Below are 23,157 nucleotides of genomic sequence, written 5' to 3' on the forward strand. Positions count from 1 at the left end.
GGCGTGCCTTGTCGTTCACCCGCGAAAACGGCCGTGGGGCCCGGCGGGCTCCACGGCCGGGTTGTCACATCAGAACAAGACGCGTGCCAGCGCGGTCCGGGCCGCCGTGACCCTCGGGTCGTCGGGGCCGATCACCTCGAAGAGTTCGAGCAGGCGCACCCGCACGGCGTCACGGTCGTCGCCGAAATTGCGGCGGACCGTCTCGACGAGCCGGCCGAAGGCGTCCTCCACATGACCGCCCACGAGGTCCAGGTCGGCGGCGGCCATCTGCGCCACCGGCTCGGCCGGGTTCTCCGCGGCCTCCTTGCGGACCTGCTGCGGGTCCATGCCCGCCACCCGGCCCAGCAGTTCGGCCTGGGCGAGGCCGAGCTTCGCCTCGGTGTTGACCGGGTCGTCGGACAGGACGCCCTTGTACGCGGCGACCGCGCCGTCGAAGTCGTTGGCGTCCAGCGCCTGGGCGGCGGCCTCCAGCTGCGCGTCGTACGGGCCGGCGGGCACCTCGGCGGGGACGCTCTCGGCTCCGGCCTCCTGGTCCACGACGATCCCGGTGAGCCCGAAGCGCTCCTCGCCGACCTGGATCAGCTGGTCCAGCGTCTGGCGGATCTGGGTCTCGGGGGCGGCGCCCTGGAAGAGCGGGAGCGCCTGCCCGGCCACCACGGCGAAGACCGCCGGGATGCCCTGGACACCGAACTGCTGCATCAGCATCTGGTTGGCGTCGACATCGACCTTGGCCAGCACGAAGCGGCCGTTGTACTCGACGGCGAGGCGCTCCAGGAGGGGGCTGAGCTGCTTGCACGGCTCGCACCACTCGGCCCAGAAGTCGATGACGACGGGGACTTCGGTGGAGCGCTGGAGGACGTCGGTCTCGAAGCCCGCCTCGTCGACGTCGATCACCAGGGAGGCGGGCGACACGGCGCCACCGCCACCCTGCCGGGCAGACTCCGCTCGGGCCTGCTCCGCCTTCGTCTTGGCCTCGCCGGCCGCCTTCACAGCGGCGAGGTCGACGACGCCGCTCATGGACATGTTCCTAGGCTGCATACGTACATCCTCCCCCCTGAGCCCACCGTTCCGGAAAGCGATCCGTGAACCGCCTCCGCCCACAGCCACGCCGGTGTGCGCGGCGCGTGGACGGAAACGGCCCCGGGGCCCTGAAATACCCCGCGTTCGGCACCGGGTCCCCACCCGGCGCCTGTGGCTGTCGATCGGTCGTGGCGCCACGACGGCGGACCGTCGCTTCTTACGCTACGACCCGTAGCGTAACTGTCCGCACCCCCTGCGAGGCAAGAGCGTCCGGTGATCTGTCTCACGGGCTCCGGGCCCGGTCAGCAGTACTTACCGGCCGGTATGGTCGCCGCATGCTGAGCCGCAGTCCTACCGAACCAGCCCGATCCGGACGTCCTCGCAGCGCCGAGGCCGATGCCGCGATCCTGGAGGCGACCCGTGCGTCGCTGGTCGACCTCGGCTGGTCGAAGCTGACGATGGGTGATGTGGCGACGCGGGCGGGGGTCGCCAAGACGACGCTCTACCGCCGCTGGGCGGGCAAGAACGAGCTGGTCGTGGACGCGGTCGCGGTGCTCTTCGACGAGCTGGAGCTTCCCGACCTGGGGAGTCTGGGGGCCGATGTGGAGGCCGTGGTGCTGCAGTTCGCGGCGCTGCTGGAGCGGCCGGAGACGAAGACGGCGCTGATGGCGGTCGTCGCCGAGTCCACCCGCGACGAGGCGCTGCGGGACCGGATACGCGATTCGATCGTCGCCCGGCAGAAGCGTCTCGTGCTCCAGGGCCGGGAGCGCGCGCAGGAGCGCGGCGAGCTCCCCGTCGAGCCGGACCCCGAGATGGCGGCCCGCACCGCCGACCTGATCTTCGACGTGATCGCGGGCGCGGTGGTGCACCGCGCGCTGGTGAGCGCCGAGCCCGTCGACGCCGACTGGGCCCAGCGCTTCACCCTGCTGCTGCTCTCGGGGCTGGGGGCGGCCTCCCCTCCGGAGGACTGACCGCCGCCCGCCCCTCAGAAGCCGGGCGGCTCCGTGTAGACGCCCCACTCGTCGCGCAGGACCCCGCAGATCTCACCGAGGGTCGCCTCGGCCCGTACGGCGTCGAGCATCGGGGCGATCATGTTCGAGCCGTCACGCGCGGCGGCCAGCATCGCGTCGAGCGCGCCGCGCACCTTCGCGTCGTCCCTGCCCTGCTTGCGCTCGGCGAGCGCGCGCACCTGCTCCCGCTCGACCTCGTGGCTGACGCGCAGGATCTCCAGGTCGCCGGTGACGGAGCCGTGGTGGACGTTGACGCCGACGACCCGCTTCTCGTCCTTCTCCAGCGCCTGCTGGTACCGGAAGGCGGACTCGGCGATCTCCCCGGTGAACCAGCCGTCCTCGATGCCGCGCAGGATGCCCGAGGTCATCGGGCCGATGGGGTGCCTGCCGTCCGGATGCGCCCGGGTGCCCCGCTCCCTGATCTGCTCGAAGATCTTCTCGGCGTCGGCCTCGATGCGGTCGGTGAGCTGCTCGACGTACCACGAACCACCCAGCGGGTCGGCGACGTTGGCGACGCCGGTCTCCTCCATCAGCACCTGCTGGGTGCGCAGGGCGATCTCGGCCGCCTGCTCGGACGGCAGGGCGAGCGTCTCGTCCAGGGCGTTGGTGTGCAGGGAGTTGGTCCCGCCGAGGACGGCGGACAGGGCCTCCACGGCGGTGCGTACGACGTTGTTGTACGGCTGCTGGGCGGTGAGCGAGACCCCGGCGGTCTGGGTGTGGAAGCGGAGCCACTGCGCCTTGTCGGTCCTCGCCCCGTAGGTCTCCTTCATCCAGCGGGCCCAGATGCGCCGGGCCGCGCGGAATTTGGCGATCTCCTCGAAGAAGTCGAGGTGGGCGTCGAAGAAGAAGGAGAGCCCGGGGGCGAAGGTGTCGACGTCCAGGCCCCGGGAGAGACCGAGCTCCACGTAGCCGAAGCCGTCGGCGAGGGTGTACGCGAGCTCCTGCGCGGCCGTGGCCCCGGCCTCACGGATGTGGTAGCCGGAGACGGAGAGCGGCTTGTAGGCGGGGATGTCGCGGGCGCAGTGCTCCATCAGGTCGCCGATGAGGCGCAGATGCGGCTCGGGCTGGAAGAGCCACTCCTTCTGCGCGATGTACTCCTTGAAGATGTCGGTCTGGAGCGTGCCGTTGAGCAGCGCCGGATCGACACCCTGGCGCTCGGCGGCGACCAGGTACATGCAGAAGACGGGGACGGCTGGCCCGCTGATCGTCATCGAGGTGGTGACGTCGCCGAGCGGGATGTCCCGGAACAGGACCTCCATGTCGGCCGCGGAGTCGATGGCGACCCCGCAGTGCCCGACCTCGCCGAGCGCACGGCCGTCGTCGGAGTCCCGGCCCATGAGCGTCGGCATGTCGAAGGCGACGCTGAGCCCGCCGCCACCGTTGGCCAGAATGGTCTTGTACCGCTCGTTGGTCTGCTCGGCGTTGCCGAAGCCGGCGAACTGGCGGATGGTCCAGGTGCGGCCCCGGTAGCCGGTGGCGTGGAGCCCCCGGGTGAAGGGGTACTCGCCGGGCCAGCCGATCCGTTCGAAGCCTTCGTACGTGTCGCCGGGGCGGGGCCCGTACGCCGGCTCCACCGGGTCACCGGAGAGCGTGGTGAAGTCCGCGTCGCGCTTGCGGGCCTTGTCGTAACGGGCCTGCCAGCGACGGCGGCCTTCCTCGATCGCTGATGCGTCCATGGATCAAATTTACTAGGACGTCCTAGTACATGTCGATGGCAAACCGCCCGGCGCGAGGCGCGGGGCGGTTCGGGTCGTGCGGACCGGGCCTCGAAGGCCCGGGGATCAGACCTTGACGGCCTGCGGGCCGGCCTCGGCGATCAGCGGCTCGACCTCGCGGACGACCTTGCGCTCGACGAAGAACGCGGCCGTCGGGATCGTGCCGGAGATCAGCACCCAGAGCAGCTTGCCGACCGGCCACTTCGCCTTGGAGCCGAGGTCGAAGGCGAAGACCAGGTAGATGATGAAGAGGACACCGTGGAGCTGGGAGACCACGAGGGTCAGGCCCTCACCGGTGTCGAATCCGTACTTGAAGACCATGCACACGCACAGGATCATCAACATGACGGCGGTGACGTAGGCCATCACCCGATAGCGGGTCAGCACGCTGCGTTTCATGGCATCGAGCGTAACCGCAGGGCCGGAGCGATCTTCCGGCGCCCCGGCTCCCGCCGGACGGCCGGCTTCCGCAGCGCGCCAGCCGCCCGTCAGGGCTTGTCGTCGAAGTCCTGGGCCGCGACCCGCAGCGGCCGGAGCATCGCGAAGATCTCGGCGCACTCCTCGTCGTCGTACACCCCGAGCCCGAAGTCCATCGCCATGAGGTCCTGGCTGGCCGCCTCGACGACCTCGCGGCCCTTGTCCGTGATGGAGGCGAGCGTCCCGCGCCCGTCGTTGGGGTTGGGGCGCTTGTCTACCAGCCCGGAGCGCACGAGCCGGTCCACCGTGTTCGTCACGGAGGTGGGGTGCACCATCAGGCGCTCGCCGATCTTGGACATCGGCAGCTCACCGGCCTGCGAGAAGGTGAGCAGGACGAGCGCCTCGTAGCGGGCGAAGGTCAGCCCGTACGGTTTGACCACCGCGTCCACCTCGGCCAGCAGGATCTGCTGCGCACGCATGATCGAGGTGATCGCACCCATGGAGGGCACCGGCCCCCAGCGCCGGTGCCAGAGTTCCTCGGCGCGGGCGATGGGATCGAAGGGGAGGCTGAGCGGCTTCGGCACGGGACGACCTTACCCACTGGTCACATGGCGGTCAGCACTGTCTCGCACTTCGGTACCGGACACGCGTTCTACGCACCTCCACGACGAGCAGGAGTGTGCAGACGGTCCCGATCGCCCCGGAGTACGCGACCACCTGGTGCACCGGGAGGAATTCCGCGGCCAGGCCCGCGAGGGCCATGCCGAGGCCCTGGGCGGTCATCAGACCGGCGGTGAGGAGGGTCATGGCCCGGCCCCGCAGCTCCTCGGGCACCGCCTCGACGAACCACTGGTCGAGCCCGATGACGTACGCCGCACCGGCCCCGGCCAGCGCGAGGGCGCCCACGGTCAGGGCCATGCCGGGGCGGAAGGCGTAGAGCACCAGCGGCAGCAGCCCGAGGGCGGCCACCGGCAGGACGATCCGGGAGCGGGCGCGGGGGCCGAGGGCCGTGCCCACGTACAGTTCGGCGCCGATGTGCCCGACGGCCATCGCGCACATCAGCAGCCCGAGCGCGGCCGGGCCCGCGCCGATCGCGTCCGCGTACGGGGCGGCGAGCGCCTCCGGGGCGACCACGAAGAAGGCGGGCACCCAGAAGAGGAGCAGCAGTCCCCGGATGCGCCGGTCCCCCAGGACGGCGCGGGCCCCGGCGAGCGACTCCTTGAGCAGCGCGCCGCCCTCGGTGGTGCGGGCGGGCCGGTCCAGGGTGCCCAGGCGCAGCAGCGCGGCCGAGCAGAGGAAGGTGAGCACGGTGACCGTGATCGCCCCGCGCGGGGACAGCGCGGCGAGCAGCAACCCGCCGGCCCCGAAGCCGACGAGCAGGGCGCTCTGCGAGACGAGGCGCAGCAGCGAGCGCCCGAGGACGTAGAGATCGCCCTCGCCGAGGATGTCCGCGAGGGCGGCCGTCCGCGTCCCGGTGAAGACGGGCGCCACGGCGGCCACCACGCAGCGCAGCGCGAGGAGCCCCCAGACGGGTGTCGCGGGAACCACCATCACGGCGACGCAGCCGGCGCAGACCAGGTCGCAGGTGACCAGGACGCGACGGGCGGGGTAGCGGTCGGCGACCCCGGCGAAGAGCGTGCCGCCGACGATGTACGGGAGGAAGCCCAGCGCGAAGGTGAGGGCGGAGAGCAGGGGTGAGCCCGTGAGGTCGTAGACGAGCACGGTGAGGGCCAGTTCGCTGACCACGACGCCGAGGAGAGAGAGCAGATGGGCCGCGAAGACGGCCCTGAACTCCCGTACGGCGAAGACCGCGCGGTATCCCCCGGGGCCCCCGGGCCGTGGGGCTGCCTCCGGAGCGTGGCCCGGGTCGCGGGAGGAGGCAGGCTCCGGAGGCAGGGCCGGGGACGGCTCCTCGGCGGCGGACCGGTCGCGGGGTGTGCCCGCCGTGGTGGTGCTGTCGCTCGGCATGGACGCAGCTTCGGGGCCAGGGCGGGTCCGCCGGTAGACTTTCGGCTGACGCCGAAAGTTGAGTGCCCATGCCGTTCCATCTGCACTTCGAGGAGCGTGATCTGCTCCGCTGCCGCTTCGCCCTCTCGCCGCTCTGGGAGACGCAGGAGGCGGTGCGCACCCTGAACCGCCCCGGACGGCACGGCTACCACCTGCCCTGGCTGCGGCGCATCGCGCGGGACGCCGCCGGGCTGGACCTCCGGCCGCTGTGGGCGCTGATGCCGGACGGCGGCCACAACCCCGACTTCATCTGCCCGCCTCCGCTGGGGCCGCTCGCCACCTTCGCCGAGGAGATCGCGGCCCTGCGCGCGACGGACCCCGCGACCGCCCGCGACGACATGGCGCTCGCCCTCGCCGACACCCCGGGCGGCCCGCACTCCCCCGCCGGGCGGCGGATGCTGGCCGACCCGGCACGCACGGTCCAGGAGCTGGCGGACCTGCTGGAGCGGGCCTGGGAGGTGATGGTCGAGCCGCACTGGCCCCGGCTGCGCGCGCTGCTGGAGGCGGATGTCGCGTACCACTCGCGCCGCCTCGCCGAGGTGGGCTTCGAGCGGCTGCTCGGCGAGATCAGCCCGCAGCTGCACTGGGCCGGCTCGACCCTGACCGTGGTGGGCACCCGGGGGAACCACAGCCGGGCGCTGGGCGGCCAGGGGCTCGTGCTGATGCCCAGCGCCTTCGTATGGCCGGATGTCGTGGGCGGTTACGAGGCTCCCTGGCAGCCCGCGGTGATCTACCCCGCGCGGGGCATCGGCGGCCTCTGGGCGCGGTCCGCCGACCGTACGCCGGACGCGCTGGCCAGGCTGCTGGGGCGGGCCCGTGCCGATGTGCTGTGCGCGCTCGCGGAACCGGCCGGGACGAGCACGCTGGCGCATCTGCTCTCGCTCGCCCCGTCCTCCGTGTCGGCGCACCTCTCGGCGCTGCGCGGGGCGGGCCTGCTCACCTCGCGGCGTCACGGGCACCAGGTGCTGTACGAGCGCACACCGCTGGGCATCGCGCTGGCGGCGCAGGAGACCTGAGCTGCTCAGCTCCCGCCGGCGGGTCCGGCGAGCGCGTGCTCCGTCTCCTGGACGGGACGGACGGCGGGGGCCCGGCCCTTCGCGACGCGGCGCACACGCGGCAGCGGGAAGGAACGCGCGGCGGCCGGCGCGAGGACGATCACCAGCGCGGTCACCGCCCAGGGGCGGGCGGCCGGGTGGACGGCGGCCGACAGACAGCTCAGCACGGCGAGCAGCCAGGTGAGGGCCGCCACGGGGCGGTGGACGAGCACCAGCGTGTAGCTGAGGAGCCGGCCGGGCGGCACCCGGAACAGCGCCGTCCCGTACCGCCGCAGCAGCGCTCCCCCGGAGCGGTCCTCCAGGGGTCCGGCGTCCTGCCCGACGGCCGGGACGTCCGGGGTGTGGACGGAGCGCCAGTGGCGTCCGGTCAGCGGGTTGCGGTGGCGGTGGATCTCGAAGCCGGTGGCCGGCTCCCGGGCGGCCGGACCCTGGAAGCCCCCGGCCTGGCGCAGCGCGGTGATGCGTACGACGCTGCCGGGGCCCGCGAGCACGGGCGTCCCGTAGCGGTTGCCCGCGTGCTGGACCAGCGCGTGGAAGTCCTGGTCGCCCCGGACCGACGGGCCGACGACGAAGGCGGTGTCCGGGTCGCGGAAGTAGCCCATCGTCCGCTCCAGGAAGCCGGGCAGCGGGATGTGCGCGGTGTCCACGGAGGCGGTGAAGTCGTAGCCGTCACCGTGCTTGGCGATCCAGGCGTTGAGGTTGCCGTGCTCCGTCCCGGCCCGGTGCGGGCCGTCCTCCGTGTTCCACTCGGGCACCCCGAGGCGGGTGAAGTGGTGCACGCCCAGTTCGGCACAGAGCATCCGGGCCTCCGGGTCGTCGCCCTCGTCGAGCAGCCAGACGTCCAGCGGTCCGGGGTGCCGCATGCGTACGGCGCCCTCCAGGGTGGCCCGGACGGCGGAGAGGGGCTCCCGGCCGGGGACGTACGCGGCGAGGAAGGCGACCCTGGTGCCGGGCTCCGGCGTCACGGGGACCGGGTCCCGGGCGACCGCCGCGGCGTACGCGGTCAGGGCCAGCCAGGACAGGGCGAGCAGCGCGGTCAGGCCGAGGGAGACCAGCGCCACGGAGTCGGCGACGAGCAGGGCCCCGCCGTCCTCACGCCCGGCCGCCCGGTGCGCGGGCAGCACCAGCAGGAGCAGCAGCAGCCCCGCGGGCACCGGGGCGAACGCGAGCGGGGAGACGGCTCGTATTCGGCACCATCCGGTGCGGAGGGGGACGCCGTGGCGCACCCGGTACCCGGCCGCGGGCGGCTCGTGGTCAAGTCTGTCCGACGGCATCGCGCCTCCAACGGTCGAATATGCCGGTACGCCCACAGAAGGGGAGATCCGGCAAGTTGTCGACCTGGCAGGTCCGTGCGAGCGCATTTCTTCGCCCGAACGCGACGGACGCGGGCCCGTGAGGCCCCGGACGTGAGAGACCGCGTACGCGAGAGACCTCCGGCGCCGGAGACAGGGCCCGGTCACGCGCAGACCCCCGGCGCCGGTCGGCTCCGGGGGCCTGTGTCCGTGCGGCGGGGGCCGGACGGGGCGTCAGCCCGCCAGGTGGCGTTCCACCGTCTCGACCTTGGAGGTCAGACCGTCGGTCACGCCCGGCCGGATGTCGGCCTTGAGCACCAGGGAGACCCGGCCGGCGCGGGCCTCGACGGCGGCGACGGCGCGCTTGACGACCGCCATGACCTCGTCCCACTCACCTTCGATGGAGGTGAACATCGCGTCCGTGCGGTTGGGCAGCCCGGATTCGCGCACGACCCGGACGGCGTCGGCGACGTATTCGCCGACGTCCTCACCGACACCCAGCGGGCTGACGGAGAAGGCGACGATCATGCGCTGACCGTGCCTTCCGCGCGGGCGCGGGCGGCGATGACGCCGTCGGCCTCGTACTTCTTGAGCAGCTTCTCGCCGTAGAGCCCGCCGAAGGGGACGACCGCGAGGAGGAAGAACAGGGCGACACGCTTGAGCGGCCACTTGGCCTTGACCCAGACGTCCAGCAGGAACACCACGTAGATCGTGAAGAGGAGGCCGTGCAGCGCGCCGAGCGGCGGCATCAGGAAGTCGATGTCCGAGACCCGCATGAGCAGCGAGCCGAAGATGAGCAGCGCCGGGAAGGAGAGCGCCTCGGGAAGCGAGATGAGGCGCAGCCGGTGCAGGGCGGAAGCGGTCTTGATGTCCACGAGGGCACCTTCGGTGGGAGGGGCGTGTCGGCTTGTGAACGCAGGCACAAGCACAGCCATTGTGGCATCGCGCCCGGCCCCTCCGGCCGGGGGGTCCGCGTCGGGCCCCCGAGGCACGTAACGGCGCATATCAGGGTCTTCTCAGGGCCGGGACAGGCCGCCTGGCCCTGTCCGCGGGGCGGCGCTGCGGCTAACGTCGCACCGTGGCGATGTTCCGACTCCAAGGCAGCAAGACGCTCGCCGTCGACCTGACAGGCGATGCCGTCAAGGCGAAGAACGGCTCGATGGTCGCGTACGACGGCCGGATGGCCTTCAAGAAGATGTCCGGCGGCGGTGAGGGCCTGCGCGGCATGGTGACCCGCCGGCTGACCGGCGAGCAGATGGAGATGATGGAGGTGAAGGGGCAGGGCACCTGCTATTTCGCCGACCGGGCGAGCGAGATCAACCTCGTCTCGCTGCACGGCGAGACGCTGTACGTCGAGGCGAGCAATCTGCTGGCCACCGACGCCGGGCTGCGCACCGGCACCTCCTTCACCGGTCTGCGCGGCGGGGCGAGCGGCAACGGCCTGTTCACCACGACCGTCGAGGGCACCGGTCAGGCGGCGATCATGTCGGACGGCTCGGCCGTGGTGCTGCGGGTGACTCCCCAGTACCCGCTGAACGTCGACCCCGGTGCCTACATAGCCCACCAGGGCAGGCTTCAGCAGCACTTCCAGTCCGGGGTGAACTTCCGGACCCTCATGGGCGAGGGCTCCGGCGAGTCCTTCCAGATCCGCTTCGAGGGCGACGGACTCGTCTATGTGCAGCCCAGCGAGCGGAACACCGTCGGGGGCGATGTCTGATGCCGTTCCGTGAGATCAACTCGAAGATGGTCGAGGCCGTCGTGGGGCCCGGCCAGAAGATGTACAGCCAGCGCGGCGCGATGCTCGCGTACCGCGGCGACGTCTCGTTCACCCCGAACATCCAGGGCGGACAGGGCGGCCTGGGGTCGATGATCGGGCGGCGGGTGGCCAACGAGGCGACCCCGCTGATGACGGTCGAGGGCAGCGGCACCGTGATGTTCGGCCACGGGGGCCATCACATCCAGGTGATCAACCTGGCCGGCGACACCCTCTACGTGGAGGCCGACCGGCTGCTCGCCTTCGACGGGACGCTCACCCAGGGCACGATGTTCATGGGCTCGCAGGGCGGGGTGATGGGCATGGTGCGCGGCCAGGTGACCGGGCAGGGCCTGTTCACGACGACGCTCAAGGGCCACGGCGCGGTGGCCGTGATGGCCCACGGCGGGGTGATCGAGCTGCCGATCACCCCGGGCCGGCCGGTCCATGTGGACCCGCAGGCGTACGTCGCCCACCACGGCGAGGTGACCAACAAGCTGTCCACCGCGCTCGGCTGGCGCGACATGGTGGGGCGCGGTTCCGGCGAGGCGTTCCAGCTGGAGCTGAACGGCAACGGAGCGGTGTACGTCCAGGCGTCGGAGGAGAAGCTGTGAGCACGCCGGTGGTTTTCGACCCGATGACGCTGCCGTCGGACGACAACGTCAACGCGTACACCTTCTGCGTGGAGCTCAAGGGGAGCCAGTGGTTCCTGCAGAAGGGCAAGATGATCGCCTACTACGGGCAGATCGACTTCAACGGCATCGGCCACGGGCGCTTCGAGCGGCTGATCCGTACGAGCTTCCACTCACCGCTGCACGCGAGCGACTGGGTGGTGGCCGAGGGCAGCGGGAAGATGCTGCTCGCGGACCGGGCCTTCGACGTGAACTCCTTCGACCTGGAGGACGGCAACCTCACGATCCGGTCCGGCAACCTGCTGGCGTACCAGCCGACGCTGGCGCTGAAGCAGTCCATCGTGCCGGGCTTCCTGACCCTGATCGGCACGGGGAAGTTCGTCGCCGCCTCCAACGGCCCCGTGGTCTTCATGGAGCCGCCGCTGCGGGTGGACCCGCAGGCGCTGGTGGGCTGGGCGGACTGCCCCTCCCCGTGCCACCACTACGACCACGGCTACATGACAGGCGTGATGGGCGGGCTGCGCTCGCTGACCGGGATCGGGGGCACCTCGGGCGAGGAGCACCAGTTCGAGTTCGTCGGGGCCGGTACGGTGCTGCTCCAGTCGACCGAGGTGCTGATGCCCGAGCAGGCGACGGGCGCGGTCCCGCACCAGCCGGGGGTGCCCGGGGGCGGTCCCGGGACCGGGGGTCAACACGGCTCCACACCCCGCATGCCCGGTCAGCTGGGGGACCTCCAGCGACGCTTCGGACTGTGAACGGTAGTCTGCGGAGTGTGACACCCGGCCGTACGTGCGGGGGGTCACACTCCCCCACTTCGTCCGTCTTTCAACTTCTTAGGTAGAATCCATACATGGAGACCGAGACGGCCACCCGCTGGCTTACCGATGCCGAGCAGTGCGCGTGGCGCACCCACCTGGACGTCAGCAGGCTGCTGACGCATCAGCTGGAGAAGGACCTCCAGCCGTTCGGCCTGACCATGAACGACTACGAGATCCTCGTCAATCTCTCCGAGTCGGACGACCAGCGGATGCGGATGAGCGATCTCGCCGCCGCCACCCTTCAGTCCAAGAGCAGGCTCTCGCACCAGATCACCCGCATGGAGAACGCCGGGTTCGTACGGCGCCAGCACTGCGAGTCGGACCGGCGGGGACTGTTCGCCGTGCTCACGGACACCGGTGCGGAGACGATGCGCAAGGTGGCTCCGCACCATGTCGAGTCCGTGCGCAGGCACTTCATGGATCTGCTCTCCCCCGATCAGCTCGACGCACTGCACTCGGCGCTGACCCCGATCGCGGACCATCTGCGCGGACGGCGCGGCAAGCCGTAGCGGGGTAGGGCCTCAGCCCCGCCCGGAGTCCGTCCCGGGCGGCACCGGCAGCCGCAGGGTGAAGCGTGCCCCGCCGCCCGGGGCCGCGGCCACCGTGAGCGTGCCGCCGTGCCGGGTGGCGACGTCCCGGGCGATGGCCAGTCCCAGGCCGGCTCCGCCGTCGTCCCGGCTGCGCGCGTCGTCCAGCCGTACGAAGCGTTCGAAGACGCGCTCCCGCTCGGTCTCGGGCACACCGCCCCCGTCGTCGGTGACCTCCACGAGGACCCCGCCCCCCTCCGCCCTCACCGAGACGGCGACCGAACGCTCCGCGTGGCGCTCGGCGTTGTCCAGCAGATTGCCGACGACCCGGGCCAACTGCCCCCGCGAGCCCGTCACTTCGAGCGCTCCGGTGTCCGCGACGGACACCTCCGGCACGATCCGGTCCCCGGCCCGCTGGGAGACCTCCTCGCGCACCAGCGCCCCCAGATCGACCGCGGCACTCCCCGGCCGCTCCCCCGCGTCCAGCCGGGCCAGCAGCAGCAGATCGGCGGCCAGCACCTGGAGCCGTACCGTGTCGGCGACCGCGCCCGGCACGTCCAGCAGCTCGGGATGGGCCTCCCCGACCTCCAGCTGGGTCCGCAACGAGGCGATGGGGCTGCGCAGTTCGTGCGAGGCGTCGGCGACGAAGCGCCGCTGCCGGTCCACCGAGGCCTCCAGCACCGCCAGGGTCTCGTTGGTCGTCCGGGCCAGCCGGGCGATCTCGTCGCGCGAGTCCGGTTCGGGGACCCGGCGGCCGAGGTCCTCGGACGCGGTGATCGCGGACAGCTCCCGCCGGATGCCCTCCACCGGGCGCAGCGCGCGCCTGGTGACCAGCCAGGTCACCCCGGCGACGACGAGCAGCATGAGGGGCAGCCCGGTCAGCATGGCGGTCCGTACGGTGTCCACGGCCTCCTGTTCGGCCGCGAGCGGGGCTCCCGCGTGGACGGTCAGGGTGACGTCGCGCGCCGTGGTGACCTCGACGGCGGCGAAGCGGTAGTCCCCGCGCTCCCCGTCGACGGTGGCCGTGCCGTTCGCGAAGTCCGGTGTCCCGGAGGAGACCTGGCTGCGGGCCGGGTCGTCGTCATCGTCGTGGTCGTCGTCATCGTCGCCCGGGCTCGGCACGGGGGCGGAGGGTGCCGGCACGACCCCGGCCGCACCCGTCCCCGTGACCGCCTCCAGGTCCTCGGACGCCGCCACCACGCGCCCCTCCTCGTCGGTCACCTGGACGGGATGGGTGTCCTCGTCGCCCAGGTCCAGGTCCGCGTAGGGCACGCCCAGGGCGATCTGCCCCGCCACCTCGCGGGCGGCGACCTCCGCCTCCAGGCCCGCCCGGTCCGTCAGATTGCCGCGCAGCACCGCCAGGACGGCCAGTCCCGCGGCGATCAGGGCGACGGCGACGACCAGCGTGGCGCCGAGCGAGGCCCTGGCGCGTACGGACCTCACAGCGCCTCCAGCCGGTAGCCCGCGCCGCGTACCGTACGGATCGACGCGGCACCGAGCTTGCGGCGCAGGGTGCTGATGTAGACCTCGACGATGTTCGGGTCGCCGTCGTACGCGAAGTCCCAGACGTGCTCCAGGATGTCCGCCTTGCTGACCACCTCGCCCGCGCGCCGCACGAGCTGTTCCAGTACGGCGAACTCCTTGGCCGTGAGCGTGATCTCGTCCTCGCCCCGGTGCACCCGGCGGGCGGCGGTGTCCATCCGCAGCGTGCCCGCGCTCAGTACCGGGGAGGCGGAACCACCGCGCCGGCGCAGCAGCGCCCGGATCCTGGCGACGAGCACGACGTACGAGAACGGTTTGGTCAGATAGTCGTCGGCGCCGGTGTCGAGGCCCTCCGCCTCGTCGTACTCCCCGTCCTTCGCGGTGAGCATCAGGATCGGCGTCTCGTGCCCGGCGGCGCGCAGGGCGGCGCAGATCCGGTAGCCGTTCATCCCGGGGAGCATGATGTCGAGGACCACGAGGTCGTGGACGCCCTGGCCCGCCAGGTGCAGCCCCTCCAGACCGTCGTGCACGACGTCGACGGCGAAGCCCTCGGCGGTGAGTCCCCTCGCCAGGGACGTCGCCAGACGCTTCTCGTCCTCCACGATCAACAGGCGCATGGGGACAGCTTCCCAAACCGAACCTGAAGAAGCCTTCAGCCGCCTTCAGGCTGCGTTCAGCATCGCCGGGCCAGTGTGGTTCCCGTCGCACCGCACATCCCATCGGGGAGGAACACCCATGAAGCGCAACATCGCCATCGCCACCCTCACCGCGGCCGTACTCGTCGGCGGCGGACTCGTCACCACGGCCGCGTTCGCGGACTCCGACAGCGGAACGAAGGACGACCGGACGGCCGGGGCCGGACAGCCGGCGGGTGGCACCGGGGAACAGTCCGCCGGAGGCACCACCGTCGACCAGGCCGTCGCCGCCGCGCTCAAGGCCGTCCCCGGAACGGTCACCGAAGCCGAGCGGGGCGATGACGACGACAGCGGCCGTACCGTCTGGGAGCTCGACGTGTACGGCTCCGACAAGGTCTGGCACGACGTGACGGTGAACGCTTCGAACGGCACGGTGCTGTCCGACCGCGAGGATGACGACAACGACGACCGCGACCGGCACGCGCCCCGCTCCGCGACCGTCTCCCTGGACGCGGCCGTGAAGGCGGCACTCGCCCAGCAGCCCGGCACGGTGACGTCGGTGGACCTGAACGACGACGACGACGATGACGACGACAGGCGCGGGGCGCTGCGCTGGGACGTCGATGTCGCGGGCAAGGACGGCAAGGAGCACGAGCTGCGCGTGGACGCGAAGAGCGGCAAGGTCACCGTGGACCGCGACGACGACAACGACGGTGACGACGACTGATCTCCCCGGCCGGCGGACACGGTCCTGCCGGGCGCGGCCTCAGGGCGCGAACCCGGAGAGGACCGTGCCGTCGTCGAAGGCCAGGAAGAGGACGTCACCGGTGGCGAGCACCTCGGACCCGCTGTCCATGGGACCGTCGAAGTACTTCGAGTCCGTCTCCCGCCTGCCCTCCCCCGACGCGTCCACGTCATAGGCGTCGACGCTCGGCCCGCTGCCGAACAGCACGGTGTCGCCCGAGATCAGCACATCGCCGATCTCGATCTCCACGTCGTACTTCTCCACGGTGTTCCAGAGCTGCTTGCCGTCGGCGAGCCCGTAGGCATACGCCTCCACCCCGGTCGACACCACGACGGTGCCGTCGTCCGAGAGCGCGGGCCTGACCCGGATCGGCACCCCCTCCGCGATCGTGCGGCGCTTCGTCGGATCGGACAGGTCCAGCACCGTGAGCCCGTCCTCACCGGAGCAGAGCAGCTCCTTCTTCGTCAGCACCGGGTATCCGCAACCGGTGTACCCGGCCGGATCCCATTCCTGCCGCTCGCCCGTGTCGGGGTCGAACACGTCGATGCCGCTGCCGACGGCCACCAGCCGGCCGCCTCCGGTCATCAGCGTGAAGTCGAACTCGGCGTACGGCCTCCGCCACTTCTCGGGTCGGGCGCCGGTCAGCTGCTGGGCGACGAGCGTGCCGGCGCTGCCTCCCTCCCGCTGTGCGACGTAGTGGAGCACTCCGTCCGCGTACACGGGCCCCATCCCGATGTACCCGTCCGGCAGCGCCTTGCGCCACACCTCCTTGCCGGCCTCGACGCTCAGTCCGACGAGCGCGTCGCCCATGAACGCGTAGACGGTGCCCGCCTCGACTGCGGCGATCGAATGGCCCGCGGTGCCCAGGGTCGCCGCGCCGCGTGGTTCCGGCACGTTCCACAGCTGCTCGCCGGAGGAGGCGTCCAGCCCGGTGACACCCGGGCCGCCCGAGCAGACGAGAACGGCGTCCGCCAGGACGCAGCCGTTCTCGGCGACCTTCTTTTCCTGCTTCCAGGGCCGCCAGCCCTCCGGCCGGAAAGCCACGTCAGCACCCCGGGTCCCGAAGTCGCCCGTGTGCCCTGCGTCCGCGCCGGGGATCACCACACCCGGCCCCCCGGTCCGGGACGCCGAGGGCCCCGGCGACGTGGCTCCGCCGCCCGCGGCCGGGGGGCTGCCGCCCTCTCCGTCGAAGAGGCCCGGCAGCAGGACGACACCGAGGACCACACCGACCGCGCCGACCACCGCCGCGAGCACCGGCCACCACCGGCGTGGCCGTAGCCCCGGGCCTCGGTCCGGGGCCGCGGGCACCTCTGTCGGCACGTACGCGGCCGGGCGGACCGGCCCGGGCACAGCCGCCGCCGTGGCCGCTTCGGCACAGGCCGCGGCAGCCGCCGCGTGGGCGACGAGCTGCTGCTCCACCCCGGCGTTCCACGGGAACGGCTCGGGCAGGTCCTCCGGCGTCAGCAGCCGGGCCAGCTCGGCGGGGGCCGGCCGGTCCTCGGGGCGACTGCTGAGGCACCGCTCGATCACGCCTCGCAGACCGGCCGGTACGGAGTCCAGCTCGGGCTCCCCGTGCGCGATCCTGAAGATGACCGCCGCCATGTCCGGGTCGTCGAAGGGCCCGCGCCCGCAGGCGGCGAAGGCGAGCACCGCGCCCAGGCAGAACACGTCGGAGGCCGGGACCAGGGCCCGTGAGCCGTTGACGTGCTCGGGCGAGATGTAGCCGGGGCTGCCGACCACCACACCGGTCCGGGTCAGCTGGGTGGCCTCGAAGGCCTGGGCGATCCCGAAGTCGATGACCTTCGGCCCGTCGGCGCCCAGCAGGACGTTGCCCGGTTTGAGGTCGCGGTGCAGCACCCGGACGGCGTGCATGTCGGCGAGCGCCAGGGCGAGGCGCGAACCGGCGGCCCGGACCACGGCCTCGGGCAGCGGGCCGGTGCGGGTGACCGCTTCGGCGAGCGACGGGCCGGGGACGTACTCCGTGGCGAGCCAGGGCGTCGCCCCGGTGGCGTCCCCTGCCACGAGGGCCGCCGAGTGCGGGCTGCGCACGGCTCCGGCCGCCGTGATCTCCCGGCGGAAACGGATCCGGAAGCCGTCGTCGAGGTCGAGTCCCGGGAGCACGGTCTTGAGCGCGACCAGCCCGGCGAGCGGGGCACCGGGAACCACCGGGGCGTCGTCCGCCCGTGCCAGGTACACCTCGCCCATGCCTCCCGCGCCGAGCAGCCCCAGGAGCCGGTACGGGCCGATGCGGGTGCGGCTTCCGGGGGGCAGGGGCCCGATCACGAGGCGTCCGGGCGGGGCAGCGCGACGGAGAGGACGGTGCCCTGGTGGTACACGACGTGGACGGCTCCTCCCGTGGGCAGGACCTCGGGCGGCAGGATCTCCTTGTCCATGAGCACGCCCCACTCGAGCACGTCGTAATCCGGCTCGGCGACGGGCCCGGGCGAACCCGCCAGGGCGGTCCGACGGACCGGGCCGGGCTCGGCTCCGCCGTTCAGCGCAACGCTGTACAGCGTCGTGGTGTCCGCCCAGACGAGGGTGTCATCGATGATCACGGGAACGGACGCCGGGTTGGTCGGGGCGCCCGCGACCCTCTTGTCCAGCGGGTAGCGGCCCAGCACCTTGTCGCTGTCCTTCCGCATCAGGACGATCTCCGGGCTGCCGGTGTCGTCCTCCCAGGGAAGGCTGCCGCGTACGACGACGCTCACATGGTCGTCGACCGCCACAAGCGGCGCTTCGTAGATCTCGGCGGACGGGATGGAGACCTGACCGGTGACCTTCAACGAGCGGGTGTCGAGCCGGTTCAGCGTGGCGCCTCCGGCGGAGTACGAGCCGCAGTACACGCTGTCGGGACGCGCCATCGCCCCTTGGCACAGGGTGTCCTCGTCGTCCATCCGGCCCAGCTCCGCTCCGGTCTTCGTCCGCAGGGCCCGCAAGCCCTCCTCGTTGCGGATGTGGAGCACGCCGTCCCTCACCGCGAGCGGCCAGAAATTGCCTTCTTGCACCTTGGCCAGCTCGCCTCCGACGAGCGGCTTCCGCCACACCTCCTTGCCGGTCCGCAGATCGAAGGCGGCGATCTCCGAGCTTTCGGGCCGATCGCCGATGTTCGCGAACACCAGACCGTCGGCGATGAGCGGAGCACTCTCCAGCATGTACGCCCCACCGGAACGGATGTCCCAACGGGGCTTCCCCGTCAGGGCGTCCACCGCCACGAGACGGTTCCCGGTGGCGAAGTAGACGGAGTCGTCGTGGACCGCCGGGCGGGTGGATCCGCCCGGCATGAAGAACTGCCCGGTGGGACTGAAACGGGCCCCCACCGGCTGCTCCTCGTCCGTCGCGTACTCCCACAAGCGCTTGCCGCCGGCCGCCGACACCGCCTCGTACGAGCCGTCCGTCCGACGGCACACCAGCACGTCCCGGCCCGCCGCGCAGCCGAGCGGGGTGCCGGTGAACGCGCCCTTCCAGGGCTTCCACCCGGGCGGGAGGACGTCGCGGGCGTAGGACAGGGTGCCGGATCCGTCGGGGCCGCCGCCCGTGTCGACGCCCGCCACGATCCGGGCCGGTGTCTTCCCGCCCTCGGATTCTCCTCCCCCGCCCCCGCCCCCGTCGTCCCGCAGCGCCAGCAGACCGCCCGTGGCAGCCCCCACCAGCACGATCCCGGCCAGGGCCGCACCGAGCAGGCGACGGCGGCGGGCGGGACGGGCGGGAACGGCGGGCGGCGGCAGCCCGGGCCCCTGGGTGGGCAGTTGGTCCACCGTCGCCCGGCTGCCGGTCGCCGCCTCGGTCGGGGTGTACCCCGGCAGCAGCGGCCCGCCGAGCGCCCGTACGGAGGCCAGTTCACGCTCGTACTCGGCGATGTGGGCGGCGACCGGGTCCGGCCACCGCACCGAGCCCTCCGGGGCGAGGCGTGCGGCGAGCTGGGCGGGTGTGAGGCGGGCGGCGGGGTCGGCCACCAGGCAGTCCTGGAGCACCGCGCGCAGGGCGGCGGGCACTCCGTCGAGGTCGGCCTCGACGTACTTCACGCGGTACAGCACCGCGGCCACCGGACCGTCGCCGAACGGGTCACGGCCGGTGGCGGCGAAACAGAGGACCGACGCGAGGCAGAAGACGTCGGACGCCGGCACCACGCGTCCGCTGCCCGCCACGTGCTCCGGGGACATGAAGGCGGGGCTGCCGATCATCCGGCTGGTGGTCGTGAGCGGGGTGGCGCCCGCGCCCCGCGCGATCCCGAAGTCGATCAGACGGGGCCCGTCCGCGGCGAGCAGGACGTTGCCGGGCTTCACGTCCCGGTGCACCACACCGGCGGCGTGGACGGTCTCCAGGGCGCGGGCGAGCTCCGCCCCGAGCTTCCGGACCTCTTCCTCGTCCAGCGCACCCGAACGGCGTACGGCGGCCGAGAGCGTGGGGCCCGCGACATAGCCGGTGGCCAGCCAGGGCACGTCCGCGTCGGCGTCGGCGTCCAGGACCGGGGCGAGGGCGGGGCCGGTCACCGACCGGGCGACCTCGGTCTCGCGTCGGAAGCGCTGCCTGAAGCCGGGGTCCTGGGCGACGTCGCGGCGGACCGTCTTGACCGCGACGGGAGCCGGGGGCCCGCCGGGATCCCCGGAGTACTCACGGAGCCCGAGGAAGACCTCTCCCATGCCGCCCGCACCGAGCCTGGCCAGCACCGTGTAGGGCCCGATGTGTCTCGGCGAGTCCTCGCGCAGCGGCCCCAGCATGTATCCCCCCGATGTGCCCGGCTCCGGGTGCGCACCCCACGCAACCCTTCCGCCGCATGTTCTCACGCCCCGTCAGCCCCGGAAGGGGAGACGGCCGCACGAAGCGGCGCACCCCGCGCCCTCGGCCCGGAGGGGGCGGGGCAGGCCGCCGCACGGCTCCCGGGCGGCCCGCACGCCGCCCGGGAGCCGTCAGCTCCCGTTGGTGAGACCCGCGACCAGCTCGTCCGCCGCCGCGTACGGGTCGAGGCCGCCGGCCACGATCCGCTCGGCGAGAGAGTCCAGCCGGCGGTCGCCGTGCAGATCGGCGATCCGCTCACGGAGCGCGGTGACGGCGATCGTCTCGACCTCTCGGGCGGCACGCGCCGTGCGCCGCTCGTCCAGGACGCCGTGCTCCTCCATCCACGCCCGGTGCTTCTCCAGGGCCTCGACGACCTCGTCGATGCCCTCGCCCCGGGCGGCGACCGTCTTCACGATCGGCGGCCGCCAGTCGCCGGGCCCCCGGGACTCGCCCAGGCCCAGCATGTGGTTGAGCTCGCGGGCGGTGGCGTCCGCGCCGTCCCGGTCGGCCTTGTTCACGACGTAGACGTCGCCGATCTCCAGGATTCCGGCCTTCGCCGCCTGGATGCCGTCGCCCATGCCCGGGGCGAGGAGGACGACGGAGGTGTCGGCCTGGGAGGCGATCTCCACCTCCGACTGGCCGACCCCGACCGTCTCCACCAGGATCACGTCGCAGCCCGCCGCGTCCAGCACCCGGATGGCCTGCGGTGCCGACCAGGCGAGCCCGCCCAGATGGCCGCGGGTGGCCATCGAGCGGATGTAGACGCCCGGGTCGGAGGCGTGCTCCGACATCCGGACCCGGTCCCCGAGGAGCGCGCCCCCGGAGAACGGCGACGACGGGTCGACGGCCAGCACCCCGACCCGCTTGCCGGCCTTGCGGTAGGCGGAGACCAGCGCCGAGGTGGAGGTGGACTTGCCGACACCCGGCGATCCGGTCAGGCCGACGACGTAGGCGCGGCCCGCCAGCGGTGCCAGGGCGGCCATCACCTCGCGCAGCTGCGGCGAGGCACCCTCCACCAGGGAGATGAGCCGGGCCACCGCACGTGGCCTGCCTTCTCGTGCCTGCTCGACCAGGGTGGGGACGTCCACCTTCACGCTCGGCCTCCTCGCTCGCCCGTACCGACTACTTGCCCGGTACGCGGATGATCAACGCGTCGCCCTGACCGCCGCCGCCGCACAGCGCCGCCGCCCCGGTGCCGCCGCCGCGCCGCTTCAGCTCCAGCGCCAGGTGCAGCACCACACGGGCGCCGGACATGCCGATGGGGTGGCCGAGGGCGATCGCGCCGCCGTTGACGTTGACCTTGTCGGAGGTGACGCCGAGGTCCTTCATGGACTGGACCGCGACGGCCGCGAAGGCCTCGTTGATCTCGATGAGGTCGAGGTCCTCGACGCCGATGCCCTCCTTCTTCAGGGCGTGCCGGATGGCGTTGGACGGCTGCGACTGGAGCGAGTTGTCCGGGCCCGCCACATTCCCGTGGGCGCCGATCTCGGCGATCCAGTCCAGGCCCAGCTCCTCGGCCTTGGCCCTGCTCATGACGACGACGGCGGCGGCGCCGTCGGAGATCTGCGAGGAGGTCCCCGCCGTGATCGTGCCGTCCTTGGTGAAGGCCGGGCGCAGCTTCCCGAGCGACTCGGCGGTCGTCTCGGGGCGGATGCCCTCGTCCTTGGAGAAGAGGACCGGGTCGCCCTTGCGCTGCGGGATCTCGACCGGGGTGATCTCGGCCTCGAAGATCCCGTTCTTCTGGGCGGCGGCGGCGCGCTGGTGGGAGAGGGCGCCGATCTCGTCCTGCTCGGCGCGGGCCAGGCCGAGGCGGGTGTTGTGCTTCTCGGTGGACTCGCCCATCGGGATGTTCTCGTAGGCGTCGGTCAGGCCGTCGTACGCCATGGAGTCGAGCATCTCGACCGCGCCGTACTTGTATCCCTCACGGGACTTCGGCAGCAGGTGCGGGGCGTTCGTCATGGACTCCTGGCCGCCGGCCACCACGACGTCGAACTCGCCGGCGCGGATCAGCTGGTCCGCGAGCGCGATCGCGTCGAGCCCCGAGAGGCACACCTTGTTGACGGTGAGCGCCGGGACGTTCAGCGGGATTCCCGCCTTGACGGCGGCCTGGCGTGCCGGGATCTGCCCTGCCCCGGCCTGGAGCACCTGGCCCATGATCACGTACTCGACCTGGTCGCCGCCGATGCCGGCACGGTCCAGCGCCGCCTTGATGGCGACGCCTCCGAGGTCGGCTCCGGAGAAGCTCTTCAGCGAGCCGAGAAGCCGGCCCATGGGCGTCCTGGCGCCCGCGACGATCACTGAGGTGGTTCCGGTCGTTCCTGACATGAGGCGCAGCCCCTTGGGATCGGTTGTGAACGAGGGTAGGGAGGGACCGGCACATGAGGGGCGGCGTCACAGGGCTGTCCACGCCCATCTGCGGCGTTGTCGTCAGTCGGCATGGCTCCGCCATGCCTCCCTCCTCCGCCTTGCAGCTGCACGCACCCAGCCCTGCTCCTTCTTCCACCCCTCATGTGCCGGTCCCTCCTGCCTGAATGTACTGAGCGGTACGGCACCCGTCATCCGGCTGTCGGTGTGATCGCGCGCACGTTGCGTAACCATCGCCGGGGCGCTGCACTGGTTCCATGCTGACGCGAATCGACCACATCGGAATCGCCTGTTTCGACCTCGACAAGACGGTGGAGTTCTATCGCGCGACCTACGGCTTCGAGGTGTACCACTCCGAGATCAACGAGGAGCAGGGCGTCCGGGAGGCCATGCTGAAGATCAACGGCACCTCGGACGGCGGGGCTTCGTACCTCCAGCTGCTCGAACCGACCCGTGAGGACTCGGCCGTCGGCAAGTGGCTGGCAAAGAATGGTGAGGGCGTGCACCACATCGCCTTCGGGACCGAGGACGTCGACGCGGATGCCGCGGACATCCGCGAGAAGGGCGTCCGGGTGCTGTACGACGAGCCCAGGACGGGGTCCATGGGCTCGCGGATCACCTTCCTGCACCCCAAGGACTGCCACGGCGTCCTGACCGAACTGGTCACCTCGGCGACAGAGCACTGACCCGACCGATACCCGGCCCGGTAGAGTGGGCGGTTCCGGGCCGGGGCCGGGTCGGGGCCGTGCCGCGTCCTCGCCGTTGATCTGTCACCATTCCCCGGGGGACCGTTCGCCGGCGAGCGGTACCCGCATGGAGAATTGCGACCAGGGTTGGGGTCTCCCCCTGCTCAATGGGGCATCCCCAGCTCGCACGAGGTTGAGAGCTGGGGAAGAAGTTGAGAGCTCG

General features: G+C 72.2%; 22 protein-coding genes. 8 read left to right on the forward strand and 14 right to left on the reverse strand.

Annotation, left to right across the window (positions count from 1 at the left end; genetic code table 11):
* Window positions 1–69: 69 nt before the first annotated feature.
* On the reverse strand, window positions 70–1,038 hold the full coding sequence (locus tag ACWCQM_RS01845; RefSeq protein WP_450913417.1) for a tetratricopeptide repeat protein: 969 nt from the start codon (window positions 1,036–1,038) through the stop codon (window positions 70–72).
* Window positions 1,039–1,355: 317 nt separating this feature from the next.
* Between ACWCQM_RS01845 and ACWCQM_RS01850 the strand changes: the two genes are divergently transcribed.
* Window positions 1,356–1,991 carry a TetR/AcrR family transcriptional regulator gene (locus ACWCQM_RS01850; RefSeq protein ID WP_450913418.1) on the forward strand — a complete coding sequence of 212 codons (636 nt, stop codon included), beginning with the start codon at window positions 1,356–1,358 and terminating at the stop codon, window positions 1,989–1,991.
* A gap of 14 nt (window positions 1,992–2,005) precedes the next feature.
* Here the strand turns inward: ACWCQM_RS01850 and ACWCQM_RS01855 are convergent, their stop codons facing one another.
* The 4 genes from ACWCQM_RS01855 to ACWCQM_RS01870 form a co-directional block, all read right to left on the reverse strand.
* A complete protein-coding gene (locus ACWCQM_RS01855) occupies window positions 2,006–3,706 on the reverse strand; it encodes an acyl-CoA mutase large subunit family protein (protein WP_450913419.1) in 1,701 nt (566 codons plus the stop codon).
* Between the two features lie 105 nt (window positions 3,707–3,811).
* Complete coding sequence (locus ACWCQM_RS01860) at window positions 3,812–4,144, reverse strand: DUF3817 domain-containing protein (protein ID WP_450913420.1); 333 nt, start codon at window positions 4,142–4,144, stop codon at window positions 3,812–3,814.
* Window positions 4,145–4,233: 89 nt separating this feature from the next.
* Window positions 4,234–4,746: a MarR family winged helix-turn-helix transcriptional regulator gene (locus ACWCQM_RS01865; protein WP_073745321.1), complete on the reverse strand. Its 513-nt coding sequence runs from the start codon at window positions 4,744–4,746 to the stop codon at window positions 4,234–4,236.
* A 31-nt stretch (window positions 4,747–4,777) separates the two neighbouring features.
* On the reverse strand, window positions 4,778–6,130 hold the full coding sequence (locus tag ACWCQM_RS01870; protein WP_450913421.1) for an MFS transporter: 1,353 nt from the start codon (window positions 6,128–6,130) through the stop codon (window positions 4,778–4,780).
* A 68-nt stretch (window positions 6,131–6,198) separates the two neighbouring features.
* Between ACWCQM_RS01870 and ACWCQM_RS01875 the strand changes: the two genes are divergently transcribed.
* Entirely contained in the window at window positions 6,199–7,185 is a 987-nt protein-coding gene (locus ACWCQM_RS01875; protein ID WP_450913422.1) for a DUF5937 family protein, read from the forward strand.
* Between the two features lie 5 nt (window positions 7,186–7,190).
* Here ACWCQM_RS01875 and ACWCQM_RS01880 read toward each other — a convergent pair whose 3' ends face one another.
* The 3 genes from ACWCQM_RS01880 to ACWCQM_RS01890 form a co-directional block, all read right to left on the reverse strand.
* A complete protein-coding gene (locus tag ACWCQM_RS01880) occupies window positions 7,191–8,498 on the reverse strand; it encodes a glycosyl transferase (RefSeq protein ID WP_450913423.1) in 1,308 nt (435 codons plus the stop codon).
* 252 nt (window positions 8,499–8,750) lie between these two features.
* Window positions 8,751–9,044: an MTH1187 family thiamine-binding protein gene (locus ACWCQM_RS01885; RefSeq protein ID WP_450913424.1), complete on the reverse strand. Its 294-nt coding sequence runs from the start codon at window positions 9,042–9,044 to the stop codon at window positions 8,751–8,753.
* Entirely contained in the window at window positions 9,041–9,391 is a 351-nt protein-coding gene (locus ACWCQM_RS01890) for a DUF3817 domain-containing protein (RefSeq protein WP_203182514.1), read from the reverse strand. Before ACWCQM_RS01890 ends, ACWCQM_RS01885 begins: the two co-directional genes overlap by 4 nt.
* 209 nt (window positions 9,392–9,600) lie before the next feature.
* On the opposite strand from ACWCQM_RS01890, the gene ACWCQM_RS01895 reads away from it, so the two are divergent.
* From ACWCQM_RS01895 to ACWCQM_RS01910, 4 genes are all read left to right on the forward strand, one after another.
* A complete protein-coding gene (locus tag ACWCQM_RS01895; RefSeq protein ID WP_450913634.1) occupies window positions 9,601–10,233 on the forward strand; it encodes an AIM24 family protein in 633 nt (210 codons plus the stop codon).
* Window positions 10,233–10,883, forward strand: coding sequence for an AIM24 family protein (locus ACWCQM_RS01900; RefSeq protein WP_450913425.1), 651 nt, complete (start codon window positions 10,233–10,235; stop codon window positions 10,881–10,883). The genes ACWCQM_RS01895 and ACWCQM_RS01900 overlap by 1 nt, the downstream gene beginning before the upstream one ends.
* Complete coding sequence (locus ACWCQM_RS01905; RefSeq protein ID WP_450913426.1) at window positions 10,880–11,656, forward strand: AIM24 family protein; 777 nt, start codon at window positions 10,880–10,882, stop codon at window positions 11,654–11,656. The genes ACWCQM_RS01900 and ACWCQM_RS01905 overlap by 4 nt, the downstream gene beginning before the upstream one ends.
* Before the next feature lie 95 nt (window positions 11,657–11,751).
* On the forward strand, window positions 11,752–12,228 hold the full coding sequence (locus ACWCQM_RS01910) for a MarR family winged helix-turn-helix transcriptional regulator (protein ID WP_073745311.1): 477 nt from the start codon (window positions 11,752–11,754) through the stop codon (window positions 12,226–12,228).
* A gap of 12 nt (window positions 12,229–12,240) precedes the next feature.
* Here the strand turns inward: ACWCQM_RS01910 and ACWCQM_RS01915 are convergent, their stop codons facing one another.
* Window positions 12,241–13,689: an ATP-binding protein gene (locus ACWCQM_RS01915; RefSeq protein ID WP_450913427.1), complete on the reverse strand. Its 1,449-nt coding sequence runs from the start codon at window positions 13,687–13,689 to the stop codon at window positions 12,241–12,243.
* A complete protein-coding gene (locus ACWCQM_RS01920) occupies window positions 13,686–14,345 on the reverse strand; it encodes a response regulator transcription factor (protein ID WP_450913428.1) in 660 nt (219 codons plus the stop codon). The genes ACWCQM_RS01915 and ACWCQM_RS01920 overlap by 4 nt, the downstream gene beginning before the upstream one ends.
* A gap of 118 nt (window positions 14,346–14,463) precedes the next feature.
* Here ACWCQM_RS01920 and ACWCQM_RS01925 point away from each other — a divergent pair, with 118 nt between their 5' ends.
* Window positions 14,464–15,090 carry a PepSY domain-containing protein gene (locus ACWCQM_RS01925; protein WP_450913429.1) on the forward strand — a complete coding sequence of 209 codons (627 nt, stop codon included), beginning with the start codon at window positions 14,464–14,466 and terminating at the stop codon, window positions 15,088–15,090.
* A 39-nt stretch (window positions 15,091–15,129) separates the two neighbouring features.
* Here ACWCQM_RS01925 and ACWCQM_RS01930 read toward each other — a convergent pair whose 3' ends face one another.
* From ACWCQM_RS01930 to ACWCQM_RS01945, 4 genes are all read right to left on the reverse strand, one after another.
* Entirely contained in the window at window positions 15,130–17,391 is a 2,262-nt protein-coding gene (locus tag ACWCQM_RS01930; RefSeq protein ID WP_450913430.1) for a serine/threonine-protein kinase, read from the reverse strand.
* A complete protein-coding gene (locus ACWCQM_RS01935; protein ID WP_450913431.1) occupies window positions 17,388–19,826 on the reverse strand; it encodes a protein kinase domain-containing protein in 2,439 nt (812 codons plus the stop codon). The genes ACWCQM_RS01930 and ACWCQM_RS01935 overlap by 4 nt, the downstream gene beginning before the upstream one ends.
* Window positions 19,827–20,015: 189 nt before the next feature.
* Window positions 20,016–20,978, reverse strand: coding sequence for a methylmalonyl Co-A mutase-associated GTPase MeaB (meaB, locus tag ACWCQM_RS01940; protein ID WP_450913432.1), 963 nt, complete (start codon window positions 20,976–20,978; stop codon window positions 20,016–20,018).
* A 28-nt stretch (window positions 20,979–21,006) separates the two neighbouring features.
* On the reverse strand, window positions 21,007–22,209 hold the full coding sequence (locus ACWCQM_RS01945) for an acetyl-CoA C-acetyltransferase (protein ID WP_450913433.1): 1,203 nt from the start codon (window positions 22,207–22,209) through the stop codon (window positions 21,007–21,009).
* Window positions 22,210–22,505: 296 nt separating this feature from the next.
* On the opposite strand from ACWCQM_RS01945, the gene mce reads away from it, so the two are divergent.
* Window positions 22,506–22,934, forward strand: a complete 429-nt coding sequence (gene mce / locus ACWCQM_RS01950) for a methylmalonyl-CoA epimerase (RefSeq protein ID WP_450913434.1) — start codon at window positions 22,506–22,508, stop codon at window positions 22,932–22,934.
* Window positions 22,935–23,157 lie beyond the last annotated feature (223 nt).

The sequence above is a fragment of the Streptomyces sp. NPDC002125 genome (assembly GCF_053593715.1).